Raw genomic sequence first — 26,840 nt, 5'->3', positions numbered from 1 at the left:
GCTCTCGGGGACGGGGGCGATCCAGGGCTCGTGGGCGGCTTCCGTGAGGTCGACGCGGTCCCGGCCGGCCAGGCGGTGCCCCTTCGGGACGACCAGGTCGAACGGGTCGTCCAGGAGCGGTTGTTGGTCGAAGCGGGTGTCGCTGAGCGGCGGGTTGAGGGGGGTCGCCTCGACGACCGCCAAGTCGATCTCACCCTCGAAGAGCAGGTCGAAGCACGCCGTTACGTCCAGCTCCTGGATCTGGACGGTGAGGCGCGGGTGGCGTTCGCGCAGCTGCGCGGCCATCGGGGCGAGCAGGATCGAGATGGCCACCGGGAAACCGCTCACCCGTAGCAACCCGGCGGGCTCGCTGTGGTCGGCCCGTAGGTCGAGCTCCGCGCGCTCCCAGCGGGCCTGGATCGCGTCGGCGTGGGTGAGCAGGCTCCGGGCCGCCGGAGTCAGGCGTACGCCGCGGCCCTGCGGTTCCAGCAGGTTGACACCCAGGTCACGGGCCAGCTGCCGGATCTGCTGCGAGGCGGCGGACGGAGTGAAGTGCAGGGCGCGGGCGGCGGCGGTGACCGTTCCGTAGTGGTCGACCGCTCTCAGGACGTGCAGTCGGCGCAGGTCAATCATGAAGCCCACGCTTCACGGTGAGGTCCAGGAAGTCAACCTGGACACACAAAGGCCTCGATGCACCCTGGCTGTGTCGCGACGGTCAGCCCAGCCGCTACAGCACGAGGAGTCCGAGATGACCAGCACAGCCGACCGCAGGGCCGGCGGGGCGTGCCCGCACTGCGGGTGGCCGGATCATGCCGAGCCCTTCCAGGTGGTGTCCCGGCACACCACCGCGGCGGGCGTCACGGTGTGGACCCGCTGCGGCTGCGGTTCGCTGCAGATGCGCGTCGTGGACGCCACCGGTCTGCGCATCGTCTCGCGCAGCCGGCCCGCCGACCCCGCCCTCACGTCAAGTCGCTTCTGCGAGCGGTGAGTTGTCGAATGGCGTTCGACGACCGGCGCAAGGGGAGTTGCTGCGCGAACCGTTGACGCGCAAGGGGTTCGATTCTACGGTCCCGTTCGAAGTGGTGACCGCTGTTCAGAATCTCGAACGACCTCCGTAGAACGACCCCACTCGTAGGAGGATCCGCGTGAGCCGCACCTCCCGAAGTACCTTCAGAAACAGCGCCCGATACACCTCCAGAAGCGCCTCGCGAAGAACCGCCCTCCTCGCCCTCCCCGCCGCGATCCTGCTCGCCCTCGTCCCGAGCACGGCGTCCGCATACCCGAACCCCGGCCGCGTCACCGGCGACATCGTCACCCATGACCCGACGATGATCCGCACCTCCTCCGGCCAGTACCTGCTCTACGCCACCGGCGGCGGCATCTCCAGCAAGACGTCCGGCGACCGCATCGCCTTCAGGAACGGCGGCGACGCCTTCCCCAGCCGGCCGGGCTGGTGGCGGAACTACTCCTCCGTGCCGGAGGCCTGGGCGCCCGACATCTCGTACCACGGCGGCAAGTACCTGATGTACTACTCCGTCTCGTCGTTCGGCTCCCAGAACTCGGCGATCGGGCTTGCGACCTCGACCACCGGTCAGCCGGGCAGCTGGAGCGACCAGGGCGTCGTCCACACGTCGAGCTCGTCGACCGACTACAACGCCATCGACCCGAACCTCTTCGTGAACGACGACGGCAAGTGGTGGCTGTCGTTCGGCAGTTGGTGGAGCGGGATCAAGATGATCGAGATCAACCCGTCCACCGGGAAGCAGCTCTCCTCCAACACCACCCGGTACTCGCTCGCCTCCCGCCCGACCGGGACCAAGGCCGTCGAAGCGCCCTACATCGTCAAGCGCAACGGCTACTACTACCTCTTCGCCTCGTACGACACCTGCTGCGCCGGCACCAGCTCCACGTACAAGGTCAAGGTCGGCCGCGCCACCAGCATCACGGGGCCGTACCGCGACAAGAACGGCGTCGCCATGATGAACAACGGCGGTACGCCCGTGCTGGAGTCGCACGGCCGCTACATCGGCCCCGGCGGACAGTCGATCATGAACGACGCGGACGGCGACCTGATCGTCTACCACTACTACGACGGCCAGGACAACGGCACTCCCAAGCTCGGCGTCAACCTCCTGAACTGGAGCAGCGGATGGCCCGTCGCCTATTGACCTTGCTGGCGGTCTTACTGACCGTGCTGGCGGTCCAAAGCAGCCACGCCACGGTGTGACCGCGGCCGGGAGGACATGGGACCCGCTGGCGAAGGTCCTGGGCGACGCGGCCCGATCCTCCCGGCCGGCGAAGGCCTCGTCGCGGGAAGAGCGAGGCCTCCGGGCAACCGGTCCGGCTCGTCGGTCAGCCGACCCGGTTGTTTGCGGGGGCCTCCGGCCAAGGAGTGCCTCTGGATGCGGCGGCGGCCGGCCAGCGCGTGGGCTGTGGCATCGGCTGCGGACCGGGCTGGGCGACCGGCGTCAGGCCGGGCTGCTGCTGGGGCTGGCCCACGGGGGTCAGCCACGGTTCCTGCTGGGGCTGGCCGTTCGCGGCCACCGGGCTCAGCCCCGGCTGCTGCTGCGGCTGGCCTCCGCCCACCGGACTCAGGCCGGCCTGCTGCTGGGCCTGAGCCATGGCGGTCATGGGCTGCTGCTGAGGCTGCTGCTGGCCCATACCTTGCTGGCCCTGGCCCTGGCCCTGGCCCTGTCCCTGACCCATGGCGCCCACAGCGGTGAGCAGCCCCTGCTGCTGCCGCCCTTGAGCCACGGGCGCCAGCTGCGGTTGCTGTTGCTGCTGCGGCCACTGGCCGACCGGCGCCAACTGCGGTTGCTGCTGTTGCTGTTGAGCCTGGGCGACCGGCGCCAGCTGCGGCTGTTGCCGCTGCTGGCCCTGCCCCTGGGCCGCGGCGGCCAGCCCCTGCATGCCCGATCCGTTCGTGGAGCTGACCAGGCGGTCCACGGCCGCCGTACCCGAGCTGTAGTTGTTGCTCGGCTCGGGCACGGCGGCTCCCCTCCTGGACCCGTAGAGCACCGACTCCAGGCCGGACACCAGGCGACGCACATCCACCTGAGGCCGGACGACGAGTCGCAGGAAGCGACTGGACGAGCCGATCTTGTTGCCGCACTCGCGGACCAGGATCCGGTGCTCGGTGAGCAGCTGATCCCGGACCACGGTGCCCTCGGCGCCCACGGGGAGGCGCACGAAGAGGAAGTTGCCCTGGGACGGATACACCGTCAGGCCGGGCAGTTGGGACAGCTGGCGGGACATGTCGAGGCGGTCGCGGCGGACCTGGTGCAGGCTCTCCAGGTACTCGGCGCCATGGTCCCGCAGCATGAACACCACGGTCTCCGCGAAGGAGTTGAGGTTCCACTTCGGCAGCATGGAGCGGATCTTGCCGGCCAGGGAGGGGTTCGCGACCAGGTAGCCGAAGCGGATGCCGTGCAGGCCGAAGTTCTTGCCGAGGCTGCGCAGCACGACCACGTTGGGGCGCATCACCGCGTCCTCGACGACGCTCGGCTCGGCCTCCGCGTCGGCGAACTCCAGGAACGACTCGTCGATGATGATCAGGTCCAGATCGGCGAGGGCGTCGCAGAAGGCGAGGATCGTCTGGCGGGGCAGGAAGCCGCCGTCGGGGTTGTTCGGGTTGCAGATGACGGCGACCCGGCTGCCGCGGGAGCGGATGAACTGGATGTACTGCGCCGGGTCGAGGGCGAAGCCGTTGCTCTCCTGGAGCGGGAACATGTCGACGCGCTTGCCGGTCTCCATCGGCTGGTCGGTCCAGCGGCCGAAGGTGGGGACGGGGATGGCCAGGGACTCGCGTACCAGCAAGTGGTCGATCCAGGTGATCAGTTCGGTCGACCCGTTGCCCATCGCGACGCACTGCGGGGGCAGTTGGAGCAGGTTGCACAGCTCACCGGTGATGGTGTCGGCGCTGCTCGGGTAGAACGTGATGATCTCGCGCAGCCGGTGCGTCAGCTCGTCGAACATCGCCGGCGTCGGGAAGTACGGATTGCAGGGGATGCAGAAGTCCAGCGGACCCGACTCCCCGCCGCTCTCTCGTGCCAGCGCGGCCATTGAGGGGCTGTGCGCGCCGGTGCGGAACAGCGAGGTGACGTTGTCGGCCATGGACCCTCCGTCTGTGGGGCGGCCCGCGCGGACATATGCGGGCCGTCCCCTTGTACGGACGTGGCTGCGTCGGTGTTCAACTCATGGGAAAGCTGAGGGGATTTGTTCTCCCCAGCATGTTTCAGTAGCTGAACGAGTGGAGAGTCGTCGAGCGGTACGTCTCACCTGGCCGGAGCGTGGTGGGCGGGAACTCCGGCTGGTTCGGGGAGTCCGGGAAGTGCTGGGTCTCCAGGCACAGCGCGTCGCCCTGGCGGTAGATGGAGCCGCCGGAGCCGACGAGCGTCCCGTCGACGAAGTTCCCGGAGTAGAACTGCAGGCCCGGCTCGGTCGTCGAGACCGTCAGGGTGCGGCCGGAGGCCGGGTCGCGGAGCGTCGCGATGTGCTCCGGCTTCGCCGTGATGCCCTTGTCGAGCACCCAGTTGTGGTCGAAGCCCTGGGCGTACAGCAGTTGCTGGTGCGCCTCGCGGAGGTCCTCGCCGACGGTCTTCTTGACGCGGAAGTCGAAGGGGGTGCCCGCGACGGGGGCCAGCTCACCGGTGGGGATGAGGCCCTTGCCGACCGGGGTGTAGCGGGAGGCGGCGATCTCCAGCTCGTGGTCGTAGACCGAACCGCTGCTCTCGCCCGCGAGGTTCCAGTACACGTGGTTGGTGAGGTTGACGACCGTCGCCTTGTCGGTGGTGGCCTCGTAGTCGATGCGCCAGTCGCCCTGCCCGGTCAGGGTGTACGTGACCTTCGTCTTCAGCGTGCCGGGGAAGCCCATCTCGCCGTCGACGGACGTGTGGTGCAGGTACAGGCCGACGTCGGGGCCCTCGGTGAAGGGCTCGATGTCCCAGACCCGCTTGTCGAAGCCCTCGGCGCCGCCGTGCAGACCGTTCGCGCCGTCGTTGACGTCCGCCTGGTACGCCTTGCCGTCCAGGGTGAACCGGCCCTGGTCGATGCGGTTTCCGTACCGGCCGATCAGCGCGCCGAAGTACGGGCTGGAGGCGACGTAGTCCTCGATGGTGTCGAAGCCGAGGGACACGTTCGCGTACCGGCCGCGGCTGTCGGGGATCTCCAGGGACTGCACGATGCCGCCGTAGGAGAGGACCTTCAGGCGGGTGCCGCCGTTCTCCAGCGACCAGCGGTAGATCTCCGTGCCGTCGGCGAGCTTGCCGAAGAGCTCCTTCACGGGCTTCCTGCCTCCTGTGGCCGTGGGCGGACATGGGTACGGGGGCCCTTTCGGACCCCCGTACGACCTATGGATTTCTTACGAACCGACCTTGCGCTTGTTCCACACGTCGAAGCCGACCGCCGCCAGCAGCACCATGCCCTTGATGACCTGCTGCCAGTCGGTACCGACGCCGACGAGGTTCATACCGTTGTTCAGCACACCCAGGACCAGGCCGCCGATGATGGCGCCGAGGACCGTGCCGACGCCGCCGCTCATCGACGCGCCGCCGATGAACGAGGCGGCGATCGCCTCGAGTTCGAAGTTGAGGCCGGCCTTGGGCGAGGCCGCGTTGAAGCGGGCGGCGAAGACCAGACCCGCCAGGGCCGCCATCATGCCCATGTTCAGGAAGACCAGGAAGGTGACCTTCTTGTCCTTCACACCCGACAGCTTGGCCGCCGGGAGGTTGCCGCCGATCGCGTAGATGTGACGGCCGACGATCGCGTTGCGCATGACGTAGCCGAAGCCGACGACCAGCACACCGAGGATCAGCAGGACCACCGGGGCGCCCTTGTAGCTGGCGAGCAGCAGCGTCACCGTGAGCAGGGCGGAGACCAGCGCCACGATCTTGAGCACGAACAGCTTCACGGGCGGCACTTCGAGCGAGAACTCCTGCGACCGCTTGCGGTCCCGCATCTCCTGGTAGATCACGAAGGCGATCAGGGCGAAGCCGAGCAGCAGGGTGAGGTTGTGATAGTTGGTGTTCGGGCCGACTTCGGGCAGGAAGCCGTTGGCGACCTTCTGCAGCCCCTTCGGGAACGGGCCGAGGGTCTGACCCTCCAGGAAGATCTCCGTCAGACCGCGGAAGAGCAGCATGCCCGCGAGGGTGACGATGAACGATGGAATGCCCAGATACGCGATGAAGAAGCCCTGCATCGCACCGGCGGCGGCGCCCAGCAGCAGACACAGCACCACCGCGAGTGGCCACGGCAGGTCGTTCTTGACCATCAGCACCGCGGCTATCGAGCCGACGAACGCGGTGAGCGAGCCGACCGACAGGTCGATATGGCCCGCGATGATGACCAACATCATGCCCATCGCGAGGATCAGGATGTAGCTGTTCTGCAGCACCAGGTTGGAGACGTTCCGCGGCAGGAGCAGGTCGCCGTCGGTCCACACCGCGAACAGCGCCACGATCAGACCGAGGGCGATCAGCATGCCGTACTGCCGCATATTGCGGCGCATGCCGTCCAGCATCAGCTGGAGCAGGCCGCCGCCGTCGGCGGCCTTGCCCGGCGGCGCGGGGGCCGGGCTCTTGTCGGTCACATCGGTGCTCATCGCGTTACCTCTTTGTCCTTCGTCATCTGGCGCATCAGCACTTCCTGCGTGGCCTCCGCACGCGAGAATTCGCCGGTCAGCCGCCCCGCGGCCATCGTGTAGATGCGGTCACACATACCGAGCAGTTCCGGCAGCTCGGAGGAGATGAAGACGACCGCCTTGCCCTGCGCGGCCAGTTGGTCGATCACGGTGTAGATCTCGAACTTGGCGCCCACGTCGATACCGCGGGTCGGCTCGTCCAGGATCAGCACATCGGGCCCGGCGAAGATCCACTTGCTGAGGACGACCTTCTGCTGGTTGCCGCCCGAGAGCCGGCCCACCTGCTCGAAGACCGTCGGCGCCTTGATGTTCATGGACTTGCGGAAGTCCTCGGCGACCTGGCGCTCCTCGTGCTCGTCGACCACGCCGCGCTTGGAGACCTTCCCCAGCGCGCTGAGGGAGATATTGCGGCCGATGGTGTCGATGAGGTTGAGCCCGTAGTGCTTGCGGTCCTCGGTGACGTACGCGATGCCGTGCTTGACCGCCTCGGGCACGTGCTTCGTACGGATCTCCTTGCCGTCCTTGAAGACCTTGCCGCCGTGGTACCGGCCGTACGTACGCCCGAAGACGCTCATCGCGAGCTCGGTGCGCCCGGCGCCCATCAGTCCCGCGATGCCGACGATCTCCCCGCGGCGCACCTGGAGCGACACATCGTCGACCACCTTGCGCTGCTGGTCGATCGGGTGGTGCACGGTCCAGTTGCGGATCTCCAGGGCCGGAGCCGCGCCCACCTCCGGCTCGTGCGGGGTGCGCTCCGGGAAGCGGTGCTCGAGGTCGCGGCCGACCATCCCGCTGATGATCCGGTCCTCGGTGGTCTCCTTGGCCTTCACGTCGAGCGTCTCGATGGAGCGGCCGTCGCGCAGGATCGTCACCGAGTCCGCGACCTTGCGGATCTCGTTGAGCTTGTGGGAGATGATGATCGAGGTGATGCCCTGCTTCTTCAACTCCAGGATGAGATCCAGGAGTTTGCCGCTGTCCTCGTCGTTCAGAGCCGCGGTCGGCTCATCCAGGATGAGCAGCTTCACCTTCTTCGACAGGGCCTTCGCGATTTCCACGAGCTGCTGCTTGCCCACGCCGATGTCGGCGACGCGGGTGTCGGGGTGGTCGCTGAGACCGACCCGCCGCAGCAGCTCGGTGGCGTGCTTCAGCGTCTCGGACCAGCTGATGATCCCGCGGGTGGCGTGCTCGTTGCCGAGGAAGATGTTCTCCGCGAGGGAGAGATACGGCACCAGGGCAAGCTCCTGGTGAATGATCACAATGCCGTGCTGCTCGCTCGCCCTGATGTCCTTGAAGGTGCAGATCTCACCTTCGAAGAGGATGTCCCCTTCGTAACTTCCGTGCGGGTGGACGCCGGAGAGGACCTTCATCAAGGTCGACTTGCCGGCGCCGTTCTCCCCGCAGATGGCATGGACCTCGCCCTGCTGGACGGTCAGTGTGACGTCCGACAGCGCTTTGACGCCGGGAAAGGTCTTGACGATCGAGCGCATTTCCAGGACGGGTCCCGCCATGGTCGTGCCTTCCAATCCTTGGTGCTGGTGCGGCGATCAGTTGACGTCGCTGGCCTTGACGTAGCCGGAGTCGACGACGACCTTCTGGTAGTTGGTCTTGTCGACGCTCACCGGCTCCAGGAGGAACGCGGGAACGACCTTCGCGCCGTTCTGGTACGTCTCGGTGTCGTTGGTCTTCGGCTTCTTGTCGTTGAGCAGGGAGTCGACCATGTTGCCCGCCACCTTGGCGAGCTCACGGGTGTCCTTGAAGACCGTCTGCGTCTGCTCGTCAGCCTTGATCGACTTCAGCGAGGCGACCTCGGCGTCCTGGCCCGTGACGATCGGCAGCGGCTTGTTCGCGGAGCCGTAGTCGTCCGACTTCAGCGCCGACAGGATGCCGATGGAGATGCCGTCGTACGGCGAGAGGACCGCGTCGACGCGCTCCTTCTTGTACGCGGCGGTCAGCAGGTCGTCCATGCGCTTCTGGGCGGTGCCGCCGTCCCAGCGCAGGGTGGTGACCTGGTTCAGCTTGGTCTGGCCCGACCTGACCACCAGCTGCTTCTTGTCGATGTACGGCTGCAGGACGCTCATCGCGCCCTGGAAGAAGTACTTGGTGTTGTTGTCGTCGTTCGAGCCGGCGAAGAGCTCGACGTTGAACGGGCCCTTCTTGGAGCCGTCCGCCAGACCGAGCTTGTCGGCGATGTACTGGCCCTGCAGCTGGCCGACCTTCTCGTTGTCGAACGAGGCGTAGTAGTCCACGTTCGGGCTGTTGAGGATGAGGCGGTCGTACGAGATCACCGGGATGTCGGCGTCCTTGGCCTGCTGGAGAACGTTGTCGAGCGACTTGTTGTCGATGGCCGCGATGATCAGGGCGCTGACACCCTGGGTGATCAGGTTCTCGATCTGGGAGACCTGCTGGTCCGGGTCGTCCTCACCGTAGACGAGCTTGGTCTTGTAACCCGCGTCCTTCAGGTGCTTCTCGACGTTGGCACCATCAGCGATCCAACGCTCCGAGGACTTGGTCGGCATCGCGATGCCGACGGTGGAGCCCTTGGCGTCCCCCTTGTTCTCCTCGCTGCCGCCCTCGCCGCTCTGCCCGCAGGCAGACAGCGTCAGGGCCAGGGAGGAGGCCGCGGCTATGACGGCGAGTGCACTTCTGCGGTTGCGCATGATCATCATCCTTGATGTGTGAGGGTGCGCCGAAACTGGCGAGGCTGTCGGATTGTGTGCGGCTGCGTGAGCTTTTGTGAAGGGGGTTTATCCGGAACGTTATGAGGGAATCCCGAATCGTTTCAGCTCGCCGGGCAGCCGCGAGCCCAGTGGTGCCATATCGCCGTCCGCTCCGTGCCGCTCCAGCAGGTCGAGAGCGAGCCGGCCGCGCCGCACCCGCTCCTTGGCCGTGCTCAGCGTCAGGTCCCGCATATGGGCCCCGTACGGGTAGATTCCGGGGGCCTTGGACAGGCCGAACTTCAGGTAGAGCGGGGCGCCGCGCCGGATCAGCTCGGCGACCTCGTACATGCGCACATAGCCGCCGAGATCGTCCGGGGCCTCGATGTACATGTCCATGGGGGCCGCGCTGACCCGGCGGATCTCCGTGAGGTGGTCCAGGGTCAGGTCGCTGGGCACGTTGATGGAGTCTCCGCCGAGCTGCTCGTACACGGCGTACGCGGCCGGGTTGACCGGGCCGATCAGCGCGGAGACCTTCAGCGTCGTGTCGGCGGGGATGATCCCGGCCGCACGCGCGCGGTGCAGCGTCCACAGCACGCCCTCATCAGCCACGAGGAGGCACTTTACGCCCAACTCCGTTGCGCGGACGGCGTCTTCGAGACATCCGGCCACCGCGTCATGGCCGCGGGCGCGCAGGCCCCCGCCGCGCGAGTCGGTACGGGTCGAGCCGCCGATGTCCCACGTGCCGCGCGGGCCCGTGAACAGACACAGCTCGATGTCGCGCTCGGCGGTGGCCTCGACCATCTCGGTGATCTCGGCGTCGTTCAGCATCCAGATGCCGCTGCCCTGGCTGATCCGGTGGATCGGCACATCGAGGCGCGAAGACTCCTTGAGGACCACGGCCAGCGCCTCGGGCCCCTCGCAGGAGGGGATCTCGGTGCGCCAGCGGCCGCCACCGGGGAAGGTGTGCGGTGAGGCGTCGGCAGGATCGGGGGCGGGCGCGCCCAGGCCGAGAGCGGAGAGCGCCGGCTCACCGGGTCGTCGGGCTGCCGTGGCGGAAGGGTCGGTCACTAGCTGTCCTTCGCGTTCGATGTTTCGGACATGGTTCGTGGGGTTTGGGAGCACGCCGGTACGGAGCGTCAGGGTCTCCGTACCGGCGTGCGGCTCGTGGGGCGGTGCGGGCGCCACGGGAACTACGGGAACTATGGCTTGATCAGTACCTTGCCGACCTTCGGGTCGCCGGAGCCGACGAGCTCGATGGCCTTCGCGAACTCCTCCAGCGGCAGCTCGTGGGTGACCAGGGGCAGCGGATTGAGCAGACCGGCGCCGAAGACCCGCACCGTGTGCGCCCAGGCGTCCGGGGCCGCACCGAACACGGTGTGCACCTCCAGCTGCCGTACGACGAGATCGGTCGGGTCGAGTCCGTCGGCACCCGGAGCCGGGATACCGGTCAGGACGAGCCGTCCGCCCCGCCGGAGCAGAGCGGCGGCGGTGCGCGCCGCGTCCGCGGACCCGGCGGTCTCGATGACGACGTCGAAGTCGTCGGGGAGTTCCTCGTCCTTCGTACGGAAGTCCGTGGCGCCGAAGTCCTTGGAGAGCACCGCACGGTCCGGGCGGGTGCCGACCACGAGCAGCTCGCCCGGGGAGCCGGCCTTCAGGAACTGCACGGCGAACATCCCGAGCGTCCCGGTGCCGACGACGGCCACCCTCTCGCCCGGCCGGGCGTTCGCCTTGAGCGCGGCGGCGGCGATGCAGGCGGCCGGCTCAAGCAGGGCGGCGGCGGTCAGGTCCGCGTCGTCGGACAGGACGTGCAGCAGCCGTGCCGGGAGCGTCAGCGTGCCCGCCATCGCGCCGGGCTGCGTGAAGCCCGTCTCCTCGTACCCGGCGGAGCACAGCGTCGTCTCGCCCGCGTGGCAGCGGTCGCAGACCTGGCAGTTGCGGAAGCCCTCGCCCACGACCTTGCGGCCTACGAGGGACTCTGGGACCCCGGAGCCGACCGACGCGACCGTGCCGGACCACTCATGGCCGGGCGTGAGGGGGTAACGGACGTACCCCTCGGGCCGGTTGCCCTCGTACACCTCACGGTCACTGCCGCAGATGCCGCTCGCGTGGACCCGTACGAGAGCTTCCCCGGCGGCCGGAGCGACGGGCTCGTGCGGCACCAGCCGGTGCTCGCCCGGCGCCTCGATGACGACGGCAGTGCTCACTGGGACCCCTTGGGCTTGCGCTGCTCCCAGCCGTCCGCCCACAGGTCGAAGCGGGCCTGCTGCTGGGGGAACTCGGCCGCCGCGTCCGTGTCCAGCTCGACGCCGAGACCGGGGGCGTCGGAGAGGTGGAAGTACCCGTCCACGACCTGGGGCGCGCCCTTGACGACCTTCTTGATGTCCGCGTCCGCGAAGTCGTTGAAGTGCTCGAGGATCTTGAAGTTCGGGGAGCTGAAGCCGACCTGGAGGGAGGCGGCGGTCAGGACCGGGCCGCCCACGTTGTGCGGGGCGACGAGCATGTAGTGGGTCTCGGCGGTCGCGGCCAGCTTGCGCGTCTCCCAGATGCCGCCGATGTGGCCGACGTCGGGCTGGATGATGTCCACGGCCTGGCTCTCGAAGAGCTCGCGGAACTCGATGCGGTCGTGGATGCGCTCACCGGTCGCGACCGGCATGTCCACCTTCGCCGCCACCTTCTCCAGCGCCTTGAGGTTCTCCGGCGGAACCGGCTCCTCCAGCCAGGCCGGCTTGAAGGGCGCGAGCTCCTTGGCGAGCCGTACGGCGGTGGCGGGGGAGAAGCGGCCGTGCATCTCCAGCATCAGCTCGGAGTCGGGCCCGATGGCGTCCCGCACGGCCTCGATGAGGGAGACGGAGTAGAGGGTCGCCTCGTGGTCGAGCTCGAAGTGGCCGGTCCCGAAGGGGTCGATCTTGAGGGCCTTGTAGCCGCGCTCCATGACCTGCTGGGCGGCCTTGTGGTACGCCTCCGGAGTGCGCTCCGTGGTGTACCAGCCGTTGGCGTACGCCTTGACCTTGTCGGTGACCTTGCCGCCGAGCAGCTGCCAGACGGGGACGCCGAGGGCCTTGCCCTTGATGTCCCAGCAGGCCATCTCGATCACGGCGATGCCGGACATCACGATCTCGCCGGCGCGGCCGTAGTCGCCGTACTTCATGCGCTTGACGAGGTCCTCGACAGCGAACGGGTCGGAGCCGAGAATGTGGTTGGCCTCTGCCTCCCGCAGATAGCCGAGCAGCGCGTCGGTATGACCCAGCATGCGGGTCTCACCGACTCCGGTGAGCCCCTCATCGGTGTGCACCTGGACGTAGGTCAGGTTCCGCCACGGCGTCCCTACCACGTGCGTGCTGATTCCAGTGATGCGCACTGCAGCTGCTCCCTGTACTCGTCGGCCCTGTTCGAGATTTCGTCACACGTTCGAAATGCTGTCGCGACAGTAAGGATCCGGCGGTCGGAGTGTCAATGGGTCGAGCGGTCGAACGCGTAACGGTTTTGGCGCGAAGGCGGTGGGATGGCGTGGAATGGTCCGGGCTGTCCGCGCCTCGGCCTGCCTGAACAGGGCTTCGGTATGCCTGAACAGGCCACTCCCTACACAACTTTCACAGCTACCCCTAGGAACGTTACCTGCCCGGAATCTAGTCTTCCGGCGTCATGGACTATTGCCACCCGTGCCAACGGCACCTCAACGGCGCCCTCGCCTGTCCGGGGTGCGGCACACCGGCCGAAGCCTGCCGGGCGTACGCCGCGTCGCTGGACGCCGCACACGCGCGGGAGGGCGCGGGTGCGCCCGCGGGCGACGACGGACACGGCGACTCCGACGGCCCCGAGGACTCCTCGGCCGCCGGTGGACGCCGGTCCCGTGGCCGGTCCCACCGCGGGGCGCGGGAGACCCGGCGGGACAGGCGGGCGGCGGTGCACCGGCGTCGCCGGCAGCGGGCGCTGCTGATCGGGGCGGGGCTGCTGCTCGCCGCCGGCGGGCTGAGCCTCGCGGAGCTGGGCAGGGAGTCGCCGTCGGGGCAGCCGAACACCGCCACGGACGACGAGGGCTCGGGTTCGGGGGTTTCTCAGGACGGAGGGTCGGGCTCGTCGGAGGGCGGGGCGGCAGGCTCCGCCGTGACGGACTCCCGGTCGCCGGAGGCGTCGGCTTCTCCTTCGCCCTCGAAATCGAGGAAGCCGGGAGACAAGGGCAAGGACGAGGACGAGAGCAAGAAGCCCTCGCCCACGCCGACGCCGACGCAGGAGGATCCCGAGGACCCCACGCGCCCGCCCCAGTCGGACCCCGACACCCCGGATCCCGGCCCGACGACGAAGCCTCCGGCGCCGGAGCCGACGCCCACGGAGACGTGCACGCGGTTCCTGTTCTTCTGCTCGTAACTCCGCTTCTGGCACCAGAACCGACAACGTCCGGGCCGACCCCAGCGGGTCGGCCCGGACGTCGTACTCAGGTCACTCAGGTCGTAATCGGAGTGATCCCAGTGACCGGAGCGATCAGGCCAGGTCGAACCGGTCCAGGTTCATGACCTTGACCCACGCCTCGACGAAGTCCTGCACGAACTTCGCCTTCGCGTCGTCGCTCGCGTAGACCTCGGCCAGCGCACGCAGCTCGGAGTTCGAGCCGAAGACCAGGTCGGCGCGGGTGCCCGTCCACTTGACCTCGCCCGTGGCGGCGTCGCGCCCCTCGAACGTGGTCTGGTCGGCGGACGTCGACTTCCAGGTCGTACCCAGGTCGAGCAGGTTCGCGAAGAAGTCGTTCGTCAGCTTGCCGGGCGTCTCGGTGAGAACGCCGAGCGAGGACTGCTGGTGGTTGGCGCCCAGGACGCGCAGACCGCCGACGAGGGCCGTCATCTCGGGGGCGCTCAGGGTGAGCAGGTTGGCACGGTCGAGCAGCAGGTACTCGGCCGGCAGGCGGTTGCCCTTGCCCTGGTAGTTGCGGAAGCCGTCGGCGTTGGGCTCCAGCGCGGCGAAGGACTCCGCGTCGGTGTGCTCCTCCGTCGCGTCCACACGACCCGGGGTGAAGGGCACCTCGACGTCGTGGCCGGCGTCCTTGGCGGCCTTCTCCACGGCAGCCGAGCCGCCGAGCACGATCAGGTCGGCCAGGGAGACCTTCTTGGCGCCGGAGTTGAACTCCTGCTGGATGCTCTCCAGGGTGCGCAGGACCGTCGCGAGCTGGTCGGGGTCGTTGGCCTCCCAGCTGCGCTGCGGCTCCAGGCGGATGCGCGCACCGTTGGCGCCGCCGCGCTTGTCGCTGCCGCGGAACGTCGAGGCCGACGCCCACGCGGTGCTGACCAGCTGCGAGACGGTCAGACCCGAGTCGAGGAGCTTGGCCTTGAGGGACGCGATGTCCGCGGCGTCGATGGTCTCACCCTCGGCCTGAGGCAGCGGGTCCTGCCACAGGAGGGTCTCCTCCGGGACCTCCGGGCCGAGGTACAGCGACTTCGGGCCCATGTCGCGGTGGGTCAGCTTGTACCAGGCGCGGGCGAAGGCGTCCGCGAACTCCGCCGGGTTCTCGTAGAACCGGCGCGAGATCGGCTCGTAGATCGGGTCGAAGCGCAGCGACAGGTCGGTGGTGAGCATCGTCGGGAGCTTCGTCTTCGACGCGTCGTGCGCGTCGGGGATGATCGCCTCGGCGTTCTTCGCCACCCACTGGTTCGCGCCGGCCGGGCTCTGGGTGAGCTCGTACTCGTACTCGAAGAGGTTCTTGAAGAAGTTGTTGCTCCACTGCGTGGGCGTCTCCGTCCACGTCACCTCCAGGCCGGAGGTGATGGCGTCGCCGCCCTTGCCGGTGCCGTGGGTGCTCTTCCAGCCCAGGCCCTGCTCCTCCATGGAGGCGGCCTCGGGGTCGTTGCCGACGGCGTCCGCCGGGCCGGCGCCGTGCGTCTTGCCGAAGGTGTGACCGCCCGCGATGAGGGCGACCGTCTCCTCGTCGTTCATCGCCATCCGGCGGAACGTCTCGCGGATGTCACGGGCCGCGGCGATCGGGTCCGGGTTGCCGTTCGGGCCCTCCGGGTTGACGTAGATGAGACCCATCTGGACGGCGCCGAGGGGGTTCTCCAGCTCGCGGTCACCGCTGTAGCGCTGGTCGTCGAGCCAGGTGGTCTCGGGGCCCCAGTACACGTCCTCCTCGGGCTCCCAGACGTCCTCACGGCCACCGGCGAAGCCGAAGGTCTCGAAGCCCATCTGCTCCAGGGCGACGTTGCCGGTGAGGATCATGAGGTCGGCCCAGGAGATGGACTGGCCGTACTTCTTCTTGACCGGCCACAGCAGACGGCGCGCCTTGTCCAGGTTGCCGTTGTCCGGCCAGCTGTTGAGCGGGGCGAAGCGCTGCTGACCGGCGCCGGCGCCACCACGGCCGTCGCTGATGCGGTAGGTGCCGGCGCTGTGCCAGGCCATACGGATCATCAGCGGGCCGTAGTTGCCGAAGTCGGCGGGCCACCAGTCCTGCGAGCTGGTGAGCACCTCGGCGATGTCCTGCTTCACCGCGGCCAGGTCGAGGTTCTTGAACGCCTCGGCGTAGTCGAACTCCTCGCCCAGCGGGTTGGCCACGGCGGGGTTCTTGGCAAGGATCTTCAGGTTGAGCCGCTCCGGCCACCACTGGCGGTTGCCGCCGCCCTGCGTCGGGTGCAGGGCACGCCCGTGCGCGACCGGGCAGCCGCCCGCGCCCTCCGCCTTGGGATCGGTGACGATTGCGTCGGGGTTCTCGGCCATTGGGGGAATCCTTCCGAACTACTAGTGGATCACGGTGCTCATCAGGTACCGCGGGGGGTGGAACAGTCGGGGCACACGCCCCAGTAGATGACCTCGGCCTCATCGACGGAGAAGCCGCGGCTGTCGGACGCGGTGAGGCAGGGGGCATGGCCGACCGCACAGTCGACGTCCGCGAGGACGTCGCACGACCGGCACACGAGATGGTGATGGTTGTCCCCGACACGCCCCTCGAACCGGGCCGGGCTGCCGGGCGGTTCGATACGGCGTACGAGGCCCGCCGCGACGAGCGCGTGCAGCCCCTCGTACACGGCCTGCAGGGAGACCTGGCCCAGCCGCTCGCGCACCCCGGAGGCGATCGCCTCGACACCGAGGTGATCACCACGGCGAACGGTCTCCAGCAACGCGACACGGCCGGCCGTCACCCGCAGACCGACACCGCGCAGCTCATCGGCGGTGCTCGGGGACTGGGAGGCGGTCATGGCGCCCAACCTACATCGCCTAACACGAACGATTCAAGAAAAAGAACGGTTCTAATCTTGGGGAGTGTCGGGCCCTGTGCCGGACGGCACTCTCAGGTGCGTCACGGCTCGGGCAGCGGGCCTCAAGGTGGCGCCCAAAGCTCAGGATGCAGTCCCGAGCATCCGCAGAAGCAGGTCCCGCAAAGCCAACCGCTCATCCCGGGGCAACTCCGCCAACGGCTCACGCGCAAAGTGGAGCGACTCACGAAGCCCCCGGGCGACCCGTCGCCCTTCATCGGTGACCGCCGCCAACTTCACCCGCCGGTCACCGGGGTCGGGCCGCCGCTCGACGAGCCCGCGCGACTCGAGCCGGTCCACGATCCCGGTCACATTCGACGGCTCGCACTTGAGCTTCTGGGCCAGTCGCCGCATGGGCAACGGCTCCAGGCAGAGCAGGCTCAGCAACCGAGCCTGCGCCCCCGTCAGCGCATGCTCGGCAGCAGCGTCGTCGTACTCCTCGTGGTAGCGAGCCACCACCGTGCCGATGAGGTCGACGACCTCCAGGGTCAGGGCATCGGGGCGGGTCTTCTGCGGGGCGGCCATGCGCTCCAGCGTACCCGCATTACTTGACAAACTGAAATATTCGGGCGCATGCTTGTTTCAGGTACTGAAGTAAATTGAAAGGCTCCCCATGATCAACCGCGAATGGCACCTCCTCAGCCGCCCCGCCGGCTGGCCGAAGCCCGAGGACTTCGCCCTCGTCGAGACCGAGGTCGAGCAGCCGGGCCCGGGCCAGGTGCTGGTACGCAACCAGTACCTCAGCGTGGACCCGTACATGCGCGGCCGTATGAGCGCCGCGAAGTCGTACGTCGCCCCCTACGAACTCGGTGAGCCCATGCAGGGCGGCGCCGTCGGCGAGGTCGTCGCCTCGAACGCCGAGGGCTTCGCGGTCGGCGACCACGTCCTGCACTTCCTCGGCTGGCGGGAGTACGCCGTCGTGGCCGCCAAGCAGGCCGTCAAGGTCGACCCCGAGGCGGCGCCGCTGAGCACGTACCTCGGTGCGCTCGGCATGACGGGCCTGACCGCGTACGCGGGGCTGCTGCGCGTCGGCGCCTTCAAGGAGGGTGACGCGGTCTTCGTCTCCGGTGCGGCCGGTGCCGTCGGCAGCCAGGTCGGGCAGATCGCCAAGCTCAAGGGCGCCTCACGGGTCATCGGCTCCGCCGGGTCCGACGAGAAGGTCAAGCTGCTGGTCGAGGAGTACGGCTTCGACGCCGCCTTCAACTACAAGAACGGCCCGGTCTGGGAGCAGCTCAAGGAGGCCGCCCCGGACGGCATCGACGTCTACTTCGACAACGTCGGCGGCGAGCACCTCGAGGCCGCGATCGGCGCGCTCAACCTGCGGGGCAGGGTCGTGATCTGCGGCATGATCTCGCAGTACAACGCGACCGAGCCGACTCCCGGCCCGCGCAACATGGTCAAGATCCTCCAGAACCGGCTCCGCGTCGAGGGTGTTCTGGTCGGTGACCACTACGACCTGCAGTCCGAGTTCGTCCAGGAGGTCGGCCCCTGGATCCGCTCCGGCGAAATGAAGTACCGCGAGACGGTCGTCGAGGGCATCGAGAACAACCTGGAGGCGTTCCTCGGCGTCCTGCGCGGCGACAACACCGGCAAAATGATCGTCAAGCTCTGACAGTTGACGGCCCCTCAGCCCAAAAGCTGACGGAGCCTCAGGACCGCCAGGGAGAGGCCGCACCCATTCAATATGGGTGCGGCCTCTTCGGTTCGCCCAACCCAGAAGAGCGCCACGTTACTCAACCGTGACGCCTTCTCCTTGCAGCCCTCTTGACCGTCATGGATTGTTAGCGCTCACAATGACGTCCGCATTCACCAGTCGGCGACCCTCGCCGGCCAACGGTGTTCAACGGCATCCAAGGAGGCGCGGCCGTGGCACACGCACAGCTTCGACCGCCCACGATGGCGGATGTCGCACAACTCGCAGGGGTCTCGCACCAGACCGTCTCCCGCGTCCTGGGGGACCACCCCAATGTGCGGGACGAGACCCGGACCAAGGTGCTGCACGCGATCAAGGAACTGGGCTACCGCCGCAACTCCTCCGCACGAGCCCTGGCAACCCGGCGCACCCGCACCCTGGGTGTGGTCGCTTCCAACACCACCCTCTTCGGGCCGGCCAGCACGCTGTTCGCGATCGAGGAGGCCGCACGTGCCGAGGGGTATCTCGTCTCGACGGTGAGTCTGCGCAAGCTGACCGTGGAGACGTTGTCCGAGGCCCTCGACCACCTCAGCGAGGGCGGGGTGGAGGGGGTCATCGCCATCGCCCCCCAGCGGTCGGCGGTGGACGCCCTGGCCGAACTCTCCAGCCCTTTCCCGGTGGTTGTCGTCGGCGGTGGGCAGCCGGAAGGGGACATCCCCAGCGTCAGCGTGGACCAGCACCTGGGGGCGCGACTGGCCACCAGTCATCTGCTGGCCGCCGGGCACCGCAAGGTCTGGCACCTCTCCGGGCCCGAGGACTGGCAGGAGGCGGCCGACCGGGTCGTCGGCTGGCGGGCGACCCTCGAGGAGTCCGGTATCGAGCCGCCCACGCTGCTGCACGGGGACTGGAGTCCGCTGTCGGGCTACCGCGCCGGCCAGGAACTGGCCGGCTGGGTGGGCCGCGGGCTCACCGCCGTCTTCGTCGCCAACGACCAGATGGCGCTGGGGGTGTTGCGGGCCCTGCGTGAGGCGGGGGTGCGAACTCCCAAGGATGTGGCGGTGGTCGGCTTCGACGACATCCCGGAGTCGGAGTTCTTCGCTCCGCCACTCACCACCGTCCGGCAGGACTTCTCGACCGTCGGCAAGCGGAGCATCGCCCTGCTTCTCGACCTCGTGGAGGGCCGGGCTCTGTCCGGGGCACCCCGGATCGCCATCGAACCGCAACTCGTCGTTCGCGCCAGTACGTTTCCGTACGCCCCTCAGCCGGAGGGCGTGCTGAACTGACGCGACACCCATCGGTCGCATACGCACCTACGCGGCCGGTATTTCGAACAATGATCGACAGGCTGGACGTTGTGCGGCCGGTCCCATCGAGTACCAGCGGGTCCATACCCGGGCCGGCTCTTCAAAGGAGAAGACAGATGCTCAACAGAAGGAACTTCCTCACCGCGGCGGTCGGCGTGGCGGCTGCGGGCGGCCTGGCGGCCTGCGCCAAGGAGGACGAGGGCTCCTCCACCTCCTCCTCCGGCGGCAGCGGCGGCGGCAAGAAGCTCACCCTCGGCTTCTCCCAGGTCGGCTCGGAGAGCGGCTGGCGCAGCGCCAACACCGACTCGGTCAAGGCGTCGGCCAAGGAGGCGGGCTACAACCTCAAGTTCTCCGACGCGCAGCAGAAGCAGGAGAACCAGATCTCCGCGATCCGCAGCTTCATCGCCCAGAAGGTGGACGTCATAGCCTTCTCGCCGGTGGTCGTCACCGGCTGGGACGCGGTGCTCAAGGAGGCCAAGGCCAAGAAGATCCCGGTCGTCCTCACCGACCGCTCCGTCGAGACCTCCGACGAGTCCCTGTACGTCACCCTCGTCGGCTCGGACTTCACGGACGAGGGCCGGCGCGCGGCCAAGATCCTGGAGAAGGTCCTCGAGAAGGCCGGCCACAAGGGTGCCGTGAAGATCGCACAGCTGGAGGGCACCACCGGTGCCGCCCCCGCGATCGAGCGTGCCAAGGGCTTCAAGGAGGTCATGGACGCCGACCACAAGGACGACTGGAAGATCGTCGTCAGCCAGACCGGTGACTTCACCCGCGCCGGCGGCAAGCAGGTCATGGCGGCCTTCCTGCAGTCCAACCCGGACATCGACGTGCTGTTCGCGCACAACGACGACATGGGCATCGGCGCCATCCAGGCCATCGAGGCGGCCGGCAAGAAGCCCGGCAAGGACATCCTGATCGTCACGGTCGACGGCGTGAAGGACGGCTTCGTCGCCATGTCCGAGGGCAAGATCAACGCCATCGTCGAGTGCAACCCGCTGCTCGGCCCCCAGCTGATGGAGGTCGTGCAGAAGGTCAAGGACGGCGAGACGGTCGAGCGCTGGATCAAGACCGAGGAGAGCGACTTCATGCAGGACCAGGCCAAGGAAGTCCTCCCGAGCCGCAAGTACTGACCGATCGCACCCACCGGCAGGGAGCCCACGGCCGACCAGACCCTTGGTCCCGGGGCTCCCTGCGGGCCGAAACGAATTCCATGAATTCAACGAGGAGCGCTGCCATGGCAGAGCCGCGGCCCGTCCTGGAGATGACGGGCATAGTCAAAGAATTTCCGGGGGTACGGGCTCTGTCCGGTGTCGACTTCCGGCTCTTCCCCGGCGAGATCCACGCCCTGATGGGCGAGAACGGAGCCGGGAAGTCCACCCTCATCAAGGTGCTGACCGGCGTCTACGCGCTGGATGACGGCACCATCACCCTCGACGGGCAGCCCGTGCAGATCGACAGCCCGCTGCAGGCGCAGCAGGCCGGGATCAGCACGGTCTACCAGGAGGTGAACCTCTGCCCCAACCTGTCGGTGGCGGAGAACATCTTCATCGGACGTGAACCCACCCGCTTCGGCCGCATCCAGTGGAACCGGATGCGCAAGGAAGCGGCGGAACTGGTCGACCGGCTCGGCCTCGACATCGACGTGACCGCGCCCCTGTCCTCGTACCCGCTGGCCGTCCAGCAGCTGGTGGCGATCGTACGGTCGGTGGGCACCGGCGACAGCGACGGCGAGGGATCCGGCACCAAAGTGCTGGTCCTGGACGAGCCGACGTCCAGCCTGGACCGCGACGAGGTCCTCGAACTGTTCCGCCTGATGCGGCAGTTGAGGGATGAGGGCGTCGCGATCCTCTTCGTCTCGCACTTCCTCGACCAGATCTACGAGATCTGCGACCGGATGACCGTCCTGCGCAACGGCGGCCTCGTCGGCGAGCACATGGTGAGCGAGCTCGACCAGGTCGGACTGATCGAGCTCATGATCGGCAAGGCCCTGGACCAGCTGGAGGGGCTCCACGAGCACCAGCTGCACTCCGACGTCGGCGAGACGCTGGTCAAGGCGGACAGCCTCGGCAGGACGGGCGGCATCGCCCCCTTCGACCTGGAGATCAAGAAGGGCGAGGTCGTCGGCCTTGCCGGCCTGCTCGGGTCGGGCCGTACGGAACTCGCCCGGCTGCTCTTCGGCGCCGACCAGCCGGACAGCGGCAAGCTGACCATCGGCGGCAAGCAGGTCTCGATGAGCGCGCCGAACGACGCGATCGGCGCCGGCGTCGCGTTCTGCTCGGAGAACCGCAAGACCGAGGGCCTCGTACCGGATCTGACGGTGCGGGAGAACATCATCCTGGCCCTCCAGGCGGCCCGCGGCTGGACCCGGCCCATCCCGGTCTCCCAGCGCGATGAACTGGTCGCCAAGTACATCAAGGCGCTGGACATCCGCCCCGCCAACCCGGAGGCACGGGTGGGCCAGCTCAGCGGCGGCAACCAGCAGAAGGTGCTGCTCGCCCGCTGGCTGATCACCCAGCCGAAGATGCTGATCCTGGACGAGCCGACGCGCGGCATCGACGTCGGCGCGAAGGCGGAGATCCAGAAGCTGGTGGTCTCGCTGTCCGAGGAGGGCATGGCCGTGCTGTACATCGCGGCCGAGCTGGAGGAGGTACTCCGGCTCAGCCACACCATCGGAGTGCTGCGTGACCGCCGGCTGGTGGCGCGGCTCACCAACGGGCCCGAGATCACCACCAGCAAGATCCTCGAGACCATCGCGAGCGGAGAACACCAGTGACCACCACTCCCCGATGGCGAGCACTGACCCACCACCACCTGTTCTGGCCCGTCGCGGTCCTGGTCGTCCTGCTGCTCGTCAACGTTCCCTTCACCCCTGACTTCTTCTCCATCCGGATGACGAACGGCCACCTCCACGGCAGCCTCGTCTCCATCGTGCTGTTCGGCTCGCCCCTGATCCTGGTGGCGGTCGGCATGACCCTGGTCATCGCCACCGGCGGAATCGACCTCTCCGTCGGCGCCGTGGTCGCCATCACCGGGGCCCTGACCTGTTCGTACATCAGTGATCAGTCCGATCAGAGCGCCTTGTCCGGTGTCTTCCTGGCCATGGGCATCGGCCTGCTGGCCGCGGTGATCTGCGGACTGTGGAACGGCTTCCTCGTCGCCCGGATGGGCATCCAGCCGATCATCGCCACGCTGATCATCATGGTCGCCGGACGTGGCGTGGCCCAGCTGATCACCGACGGGCAGATCATCACCGTCAACAGCGAGCCGTTCAAGATGATCGGCGGCGGCTACTGGCTGACCCTGCCGTTCTCCATCTTCGTGGTGGCGGTCGTCGTCGCCGTGACCGTGATGCTGACCCGCCGTACGGCGCTCGGCCTGCTCGTGGAGTCGGTCGGCGGCAACGCGGAGGCCAGCCGTCTGGTGGGCATCAGGTCCCGCCGCATCAAGATCATGGTGTACGTGTTCTGCGCGGTGTGTGCGGGCATCGCGGGCCTGATGATCAGCTCCAACACCTCGGCCGCGGACGGCAACAACGCCGGCCTGTGGATCGAACTCGACGCGATCCTCGCCGTGGTGATCGGCGGCACCTCGCTGCTGGGCGGCCGGTTCTCCATCGGCGGCACGGTGGTCGGCGCCCTCGTCATCCAGACCCTGACCACCACGATCTACACCATCGGTGTGCCGACCCAGACCAACCTGGTCTTCAAGGCCGCCGTCGTCATCGTCGTCTGCCTGCTGCAGTCCCCGAAGTTCCGCGCCAAGGTCTTCCGCGGCAAGTTCGGCACCAAGCCCGGCGCGAAGGGCGGCACCGGTCAGCCCGCCGCGGCCCCGGCGGACACCGCCCCGGCGCCCGAGGCCGCTCCCAAGATGGAGGTGTCGTGATGAGCACGACCACGAAGACCCCCACGGCCCCCGAGAGCCGTACGCCGGCGCCGTCCAGGGCCGCGACTCTGCTCGGCGACCGGCGGCTGCCCGTCCTGGTGACGGCCGGGCTCTTCCTCGCGATGTACGTGGCGGGCCTCAGCCGGTACCAGAACTACGGGTTCGGCGAACCGCAGGTCTTCATGAACCTGTTCATCGACAACGGCTATCTGCTGGTCGCCGCCGTCGGGGTCACCTTCGTCATCCTCTCCGGCGGCATCGACCTCTCCGTCGGCTCCGTCATCGGTTTCACCACCATGTTCACGGCATGGCTGGTGGAGCGTCAGGGCCTGCCGATCCTGGTCGTCATCCCCATGGCGCTGGCCGTGGGCGCCTTCGGCGGCTTCCTGATGGGCTATGTGATCCACAACTTCGAGATCCAGCCCTTCATCGTGACCCTCGCCGGCCTCTTCCTCTTCCGGGGCCTGTGCCTGGTCATCAGCAAGGAGTCCATCTCCATCGGCGACCCCTCGGTCAGCAGCATGGCCGGGGCGCAGGTGAACCTGGGGGCGGGCTTCCTCTCGATCGGCGCGATCGTCGCGCTGGTCGTCCTCGCCGGGGCGTTCTACGTCCTGCACTACACGCGCTTCGGACGCCGGGTGTACGCCGTCGGCGGCAACGAGCAGTCGGCGCTGCTGATGGGCCTTCCGCAGGGCGGCACGAAGATCGCCGTCTACACGATCAGCGGCTTCTGCTCGGCGCTCGCCGGGCTGCTGTTCACCCTGTACATCCAGTCCGGTGACCCGCTGCACGCCACCGGCATGGAGCTCGACGCGATCGCCGCGGTCGTCATCGGCGGCACGCTGCTCACGGGCGGCTCCGGCTATGTGATCGGCACCCTGTTCGGCGTCCTCGTCCTGGGCCTGATCAAGAGCATCATCCAGTTCGAGGGCACGCTCAGCTCCTGGTGGACGAAGATCGCCACGGGTGTGCTGCTGTGCGCGTTCATCCTGATCCAGCGGGCGATGACGACTCGTAAGAAAGCCTGACCCGGACGCAGGCTCCGGTCAACGCACCGTGACAGCAAGGGAGTTACCCCGCTGAGAGGGGCTCCCTTGCTGTCGCGTTCATCAGCTCACCGACAGTTCCGCCCAGATGGTCTTGCCGTCGTCCGTGTGGCGGCTGCCCCAGCGCTCGGTGAGCTGGGCGACGAGCAGCAGTCCGCGGCCGCCCTCGTCGAAGGTCTTGGCCCGGCGCAGATGCGGGGCCGTGTCGCTGCCGTCCGACACCTCGCAGATCAGCGTGGCGTCATCGTGGATCAGGCGCAGCCGGACGGGCGGACTGCCGTGCCGGATGGCGTTCGTGACCAGTTCACTCACCACGAGTTCGGCCGCGAACGCCGCCTCGTCCAGACCCCAGACGCCCAACTGCTCGGTCGCGTACTTCCTTGCACGTGCCACCAGGGCCGCGGCAGGAGGAACATCCCAGGTCGCGACCTGGGAGGCGGCGAGGCCCTGAGTGCGGGCCAGCAGGAGCGCCACGTCGTCCGCCGCACCGTCAGGCGGCAGCAGGGTCCGTACGAGGTCCTGGCACGTCTCGTCCAGCGAACCGGCGGATCGCGCCAGCACCTGGCACAGGAGCTCGTAACTCCCGTCGATGTCCCGGACACGATTCTCGATCAGGCCGTCGGTGCACAGGGCGAGCACGGTTCCTTCGGGCAGTTCGAGTTCCATGCACTCGAAGGGCAGTCCGCCCACGCCCAGCGGCGGGCCCGCGGGCACGTCGATCTGCCGGGGGGAACCGCCCGGGACGGCCATGACCGGTGGCGGATGGCCGGCCCTGGCGAACGAGCAGCGGCGAGAGACCGGGTCGTACACCGCGTACAGACAGGTGGCGCCCACCTCGCCGGTGGCATGTCCGTTCCCGGCCTCCGCGGAAAGTCGTACGACGAGGTCGTCCAGGTGCGTCAGCAGCTCGTCCGGCGGCAGGTCGACGTCGGCGAGCGTGCGTACGGCCGTGCGCAGCCGCCCCATGGTGGCGGAAGCCTGGATCCCGTGGCCGACGACATCACCGACGACCATGGCGACGCGCAGCCCGGACAGCGGAATGACGTCGAACCAGTCCCCGCCCACCCCCGCGCGCGCCGCCGGAAGGTAGCGCGAAGCCGTCTGCAGCGCGGCAGTTCGGGGCAGCGTCTGCGGCAGCAGGCTGCGTTGCAGGACCAGCGCGGTCTCGCGCTCGCGGGAGAAGCGGCGGGCGTTGTCGACGCAGACGGCCGCTCTGGCCGTGATCTCCTCGGCCAGCAGCACATCTTCGGTGGTGAAGGGCTCGGGGCTGCGGTACCGCACGAACACGGCGACGCCGAGGGTCGCGCCACGGGCCCGGATCGGGACCGACATCGCCGAGTGCAGGCCGTACTCCTTGACCCGCTCCGTGCGCATCGAGTCCCCGGCGAGCCATTCCTGGAGGGCGGCGACCGGGTCCGACCGCACGGTCGTCCGCCCGGCCAGCAGCGCGTCCGCCTGCGGCGACGAGGCCGGATATGTGTCGGCCTCGCCCGGCTCGATCACGGCTTCGGGGCAGCCCGGCGTGATGGACCGATGGGCGGCACGGCGCAGGACCACGGGGGCGTCCGGCGTGCTCGCCGGGGACGCGCCACTGTCGTCCGGCGGATCCATGAGGTCGACGCTCACGAAGTCGGCGAGACCGGGGACGCACACATCGGCCAGTTCCTGGGCGGTGCGCGTGACGTCGAGCGTGGTGCCGATGCGAATGCTCGCCTCGTTGACCAACTGCAGCCGCTGGCGGGCCAGATCCTGCTCCGTGATGTCGTGGGCGGTCAGACAGACCCCGCGCACCACGCCGTCGGCGTCGGTCAGGGGCGCGAACTTCGCCGACCACGGGTGTGCGTGCTCCTCCCCGCCCGTACGTAAGTAGACGTCCACGTCCTGCTGTTGCCCGGTGCGGAACGCCCGGCGCAGATGCCGCTCGAGTTCCTCGCTCTGCCGTTTGCCACCGATCTCCGTGAGCCGCAGGCCGCGGATGCGCTCCTCGGGCAGACCGATGACGCGTTCCATCGCCTCGTTGATCCTGTGCAGCCGTAACCGGTCGTCGTAGATCGCCATGGGGCACGGAGACTGCGCCAGCAGCGCTGCCGACAAAGGGTCGTCGGACGGCAGCGGGCCTCTGTCCCCCAGCGGGCAGATCACCCGCCACTCGACGCGGTCGCCGGACTCCGGCCGACTGCGGTGGGCGAGCAGCCACACGGACACCTCATGGCCGTCGCGGTGGCGCAGGGTGAGGCCGCCGCTCCAGCGGTCGGCCGCCGCCTCCGGAAGTACGATCTTGCTGCCCGGGGCCAGCAGCCGCTCCGCGGGCCGGCCGACGACGTCAGGCGCCGTGTGCCCGAGCAGCCGTTGGGCGCCCTCGCCCCATTCGACGACGGCGCCGGTGCTGTCGATGACCGCCTGTGCCGAACCGGCCTCGTCGAAGGGGTCCTTCGGTCCTTCTCGCGCGGTGTCCTGGTGCCGGCTCATC

General features: G+C 68.4%; 21 protein-coding genes and 1 pseudogene. 9 read left to right on the top strand and 13 right to left on the bottom strand.

Features of this window, described 5'->3' with window-relative positions; genetic code table 11:
- Positions 1 to 612: LysR family transcriptional regulator (locus G6048_RS19000; protein WP_165340753.1), on the bottom strand; the 612-nt coding region annotated here is incomplete at its 3' end.
- Positions 613 to 727: 115 nt separating this feature from the next.
- On the opposite strand from G6048_RS19000, the gene G6048_RS18995 reads away from it, so the two are divergent.
- Together G6048_RS18995 and G6048_RS18990 are read left to right on the top strand one after the other, a co-directional pair.
- Positions 728 to 967: a hypothetical protein gene (locus tag G6048_RS18995; RefSeq protein WP_165340752.1), complete on the top strand. Its 240-nt coding sequence runs from the start codon at positions 728 to 730 to the stop codon at positions 965 to 967.
- A gap of 253 nt (positions 968 to 1,220) precedes the next feature.
- The gene (locus G6048_RS18990; protein ID WP_328826343.1) at positions 1,221 to 2,147 is read left to right on the top strand and encodes an arabinan endo-1,5-alpha-L-arabinosidase; all 927 of its coding nucleotides are present in this window, start codon (positions 1,221 to 1,223) and stop codon (positions 2,145 to 2,147) included.
- Positions 2,148 to 2,331: 184 nt separating this feature from the next.
- Here G6048_RS18990 and G6048_RS18985 read toward each other — a convergent pair whose 3' ends face one another.
- The 8 genes and pseudogenes from G6048_RS18985 to G6048_RS18950 form a co-directional block, all read right to left on the bottom strand.
- On the bottom strand, positions 2,332 to 4,092 hold the full coding sequence (locus G6048_RS18985) for a pyridoxal phosphate-dependent aminotransferase (protein WP_165340750.1): 1,761 nt from the start codon (positions 4,090 to 4,092) through the stop codon (positions 2,332 to 2,334).
- Positions 4,093 to 4,213: 121 nt separating this feature from the next.
- A pseudogene (locus G6048_RS18980) lies at positions 4,214 to 5,281 on the bottom strand (aldose epimerase family protein); the annotation flags it as partial.
- Positions 5,282 to 5,338: 57 nt separating this feature from the next.
- Entirely contained in the window at positions 5,339 to 6,577 is a 1,239-nt protein-coding gene (gene mmsB / locus G6048_RS18975; RefSeq protein WP_165340749.1) for a multiple monosaccharide ABC transporter permease, read from the bottom strand.
- Positions 6,574 to 8,124 carry a multiple monosaccharide ABC transporter ATP-binding protein gene (gene mmsA / locus G6048_RS18970; RefSeq protein ID WP_165340748.1) on the bottom strand — a complete coding sequence of 517 codons (1,551 nt, stop codon included), beginning with the start codon at positions 8,122 to 8,124 and terminating at the stop codon, positions 6,574 to 6,576. Before mmsA ends, mmsB begins: the two co-directional genes overlap by 4 nt.
- Positions 8,125 to 8,160: 36 nt before the next feature.
- Complete coding sequence (chvE, locus tag G6048_RS18965; RefSeq protein WP_408056146.1) at positions 8,161 to 9,273, bottom strand: multiple monosaccharide ABC transporter substrate-binding protein; 1,113 nt, start codon at positions 9,271 to 9,273, stop codon at positions 8,161 to 8,163.
- A gap of 99 nt (positions 9,274 to 9,372) precedes the next feature.
- Positions 9,373 to 10,341 carry a hypothetical protein gene (locus G6048_RS18960; RefSeq protein ID WP_165340746.1) on the bottom strand — a complete coding sequence of 323 codons (969 nt, stop codon included), beginning with the start codon at positions 10,339 to 10,341 and terminating at the stop codon, positions 9,373 to 9,375.
- A 131-nt stretch (positions 10,342 to 10,472) separates the two neighbouring features.
- On the bottom strand, positions 10,473 to 11,477 hold the full coding sequence (locus tag G6048_RS18955) for a zinc-dependent alcohol dehydrogenase (protein ID WP_165340745.1): 1,005 nt from the start codon (positions 11,475 to 11,477) through the stop codon (positions 10,473 to 10,475).
- Complete coding sequence (locus tag G6048_RS18950; protein ID WP_165340744.1) at positions 11,474 to 12,631, bottom strand: mandelate racemase/muconate lactonizing enzyme family protein; 1,158 nt, start codon at positions 12,629 to 12,631, stop codon at positions 11,474 to 11,476. Before G6048_RS18950 ends, G6048_RS18955 begins: the two co-directional genes overlap by 4 nt.
- A gap of 284 nt (positions 12,632 to 12,915) precedes the next feature.
- On the opposite strand from G6048_RS18950, the gene G6048_RS48720 reads away from it, so the two are divergent.
- A complete protein-coding gene (locus G6048_RS48720; RefSeq protein ID WP_206341767.1) occupies positions 12,916 to 13,638 on the top strand; it encodes an SCO2400 family protein in 723 nt (240 codons plus the stop codon).
- A 114-nt stretch (positions 13,639 to 13,752) separates the two neighbouring features.
- On the opposite strand, the gene katG is transcribed toward G6048_RS48720, so the two are convergent.
- The 3 genes from katG to G6048_RS18925 all read right to left on the bottom strand — a co-directional run bounded on the left by katG (position 13,753) and on the right by G6048_RS18925 (position 17,030).
- The gene (gene katG / locus G6048_RS18935; protein ID WP_165340741.1) at positions 13,753 to 15,969 is read right to left on the bottom strand and encodes a catalase/peroxidase HPI; all 2,217 of its coding nucleotides are present in this window, start codon (positions 15,967 to 15,969) and stop codon (positions 13,753 to 13,755) included.
- Positions 15,970 to 16,010: 41 nt separating this feature from the next.
- A complete protein-coding gene (locus G6048_RS18930) occupies positions 16,011 to 16,448 on the bottom strand; it encodes a Fur family transcriptional regulator (RefSeq protein ID WP_165340740.1) in 438 nt (145 codons plus the stop codon).
- Positions 16,449 to 16,589: 141 nt separating this feature from the next.
- Complete coding sequence (locus G6048_RS18925) at positions 16,590 to 17,030, bottom strand: MarR family winged helix-turn-helix transcriptional regulator (protein ID WP_165340739.1); 441 nt, start codon at positions 17,028 to 17,030, stop codon at positions 16,590 to 16,592.
- 88 nt (positions 17,031 to 17,118) lie between these two features.
- Between G6048_RS18925 and G6048_RS18920 the strand changes: the two genes are divergently transcribed.
- The 6 genes from G6048_RS18920 to yjfF all read left to right on the top strand — a co-directional run bounded on the left by G6048_RS18920 (position 17,119) and on the right by yjfF (position 24,352).
- Entirely contained in the window at positions 17,119 to 18,117 is a 999-nt protein-coding gene (locus tag G6048_RS18920; protein WP_165340738.1) for an NADP-dependent oxidoreductase, read from the top strand.
- A gap of 254 nt (positions 18,118 to 18,371) precedes the next feature.
- Entirely contained in the window at positions 18,372 to 19,421 is a 1,050-nt protein-coding gene (locus G6048_RS18915) for a LacI family DNA-binding transcriptional regulator (protein WP_165340737.1), read from the top strand.
- A gap of 137 nt (positions 19,422 to 19,558) precedes the next feature.
- Positions 19,559 to 20,572, top strand: coding sequence for an ABC transporter substrate-binding protein (locus G6048_RS18910; protein ID WP_165340736.1), 1,014 nt, complete (start codon positions 19,559 to 19,561; stop codon positions 20,570 to 20,572).
- Between the two features lie 104 nt (positions 20,573 to 20,676).
- Positions 20,677 to 22,215: a sugar ABC transporter ATP-binding protein gene (locus G6048_RS18905; RefSeq protein ID WP_165340735.1), complete on the top strand. Its 1,539-nt coding sequence runs from the start codon at positions 20,677 to 20,679 to the stop codon at positions 22,213 to 22,215.
- The gene (locus G6048_RS18900; protein WP_165340734.1) at positions 22,212 to 23,324 is read left to right on the top strand and encodes an ABC transporter permease; all 1,113 of its coding nucleotides are present in this window, start codon (positions 22,212 to 22,214) and stop codon (positions 23,322 to 23,324) included. The genes G6048_RS18905 and G6048_RS18900 overlap by 4 nt, the downstream gene beginning before the upstream one ends.
- The gene (gene yjfF, locus G6048_RS18895) at positions 23,324 to 24,352 is read left to right on the top strand and encodes a galactofuranose ABC transporter, permease protein YjfF (protein WP_165340733.1); all 1,029 of its coding nucleotides are present in this window, start codon (positions 23,324 to 23,326) and stop codon (positions 24,350 to 24,352) included. The genes G6048_RS18900 and yjfF overlap by 1 nt, the downstream gene beginning before the upstream one ends.
- A gap of 81 nt (positions 24,353 to 24,433) precedes the next feature.
- Here the strand turns inward: yjfF and G6048_RS18890 are convergent, their stop codons facing one another.
- On the bottom strand, positions 24,434 to 26,839 hold the full coding sequence (locus tag G6048_RS18890; protein WP_165340732.1) for a SpoIIE family protein phosphatase: 2,406 nt from the start codon (positions 26,837 to 26,839) through the stop codon (positions 24,434 to 24,436).
- Position 26,840: the final 1 nt, after the last annotated feature.

The sequence above is a fragment of the Streptomyces ureilyticus genome, from assembly GCF_011045025.1.
Taxonomy (GTDB): Bacteria; Actinomycetota; Actinomycetes; order Streptomycetales; family Streptomycetaceae; genus Streptomyces; species Streptomyces ureilyticus.
Note: the sequence above shows the minus strand (reverse complement) of the source record. Positions and strands in the feature narration are given on the sequence as shown.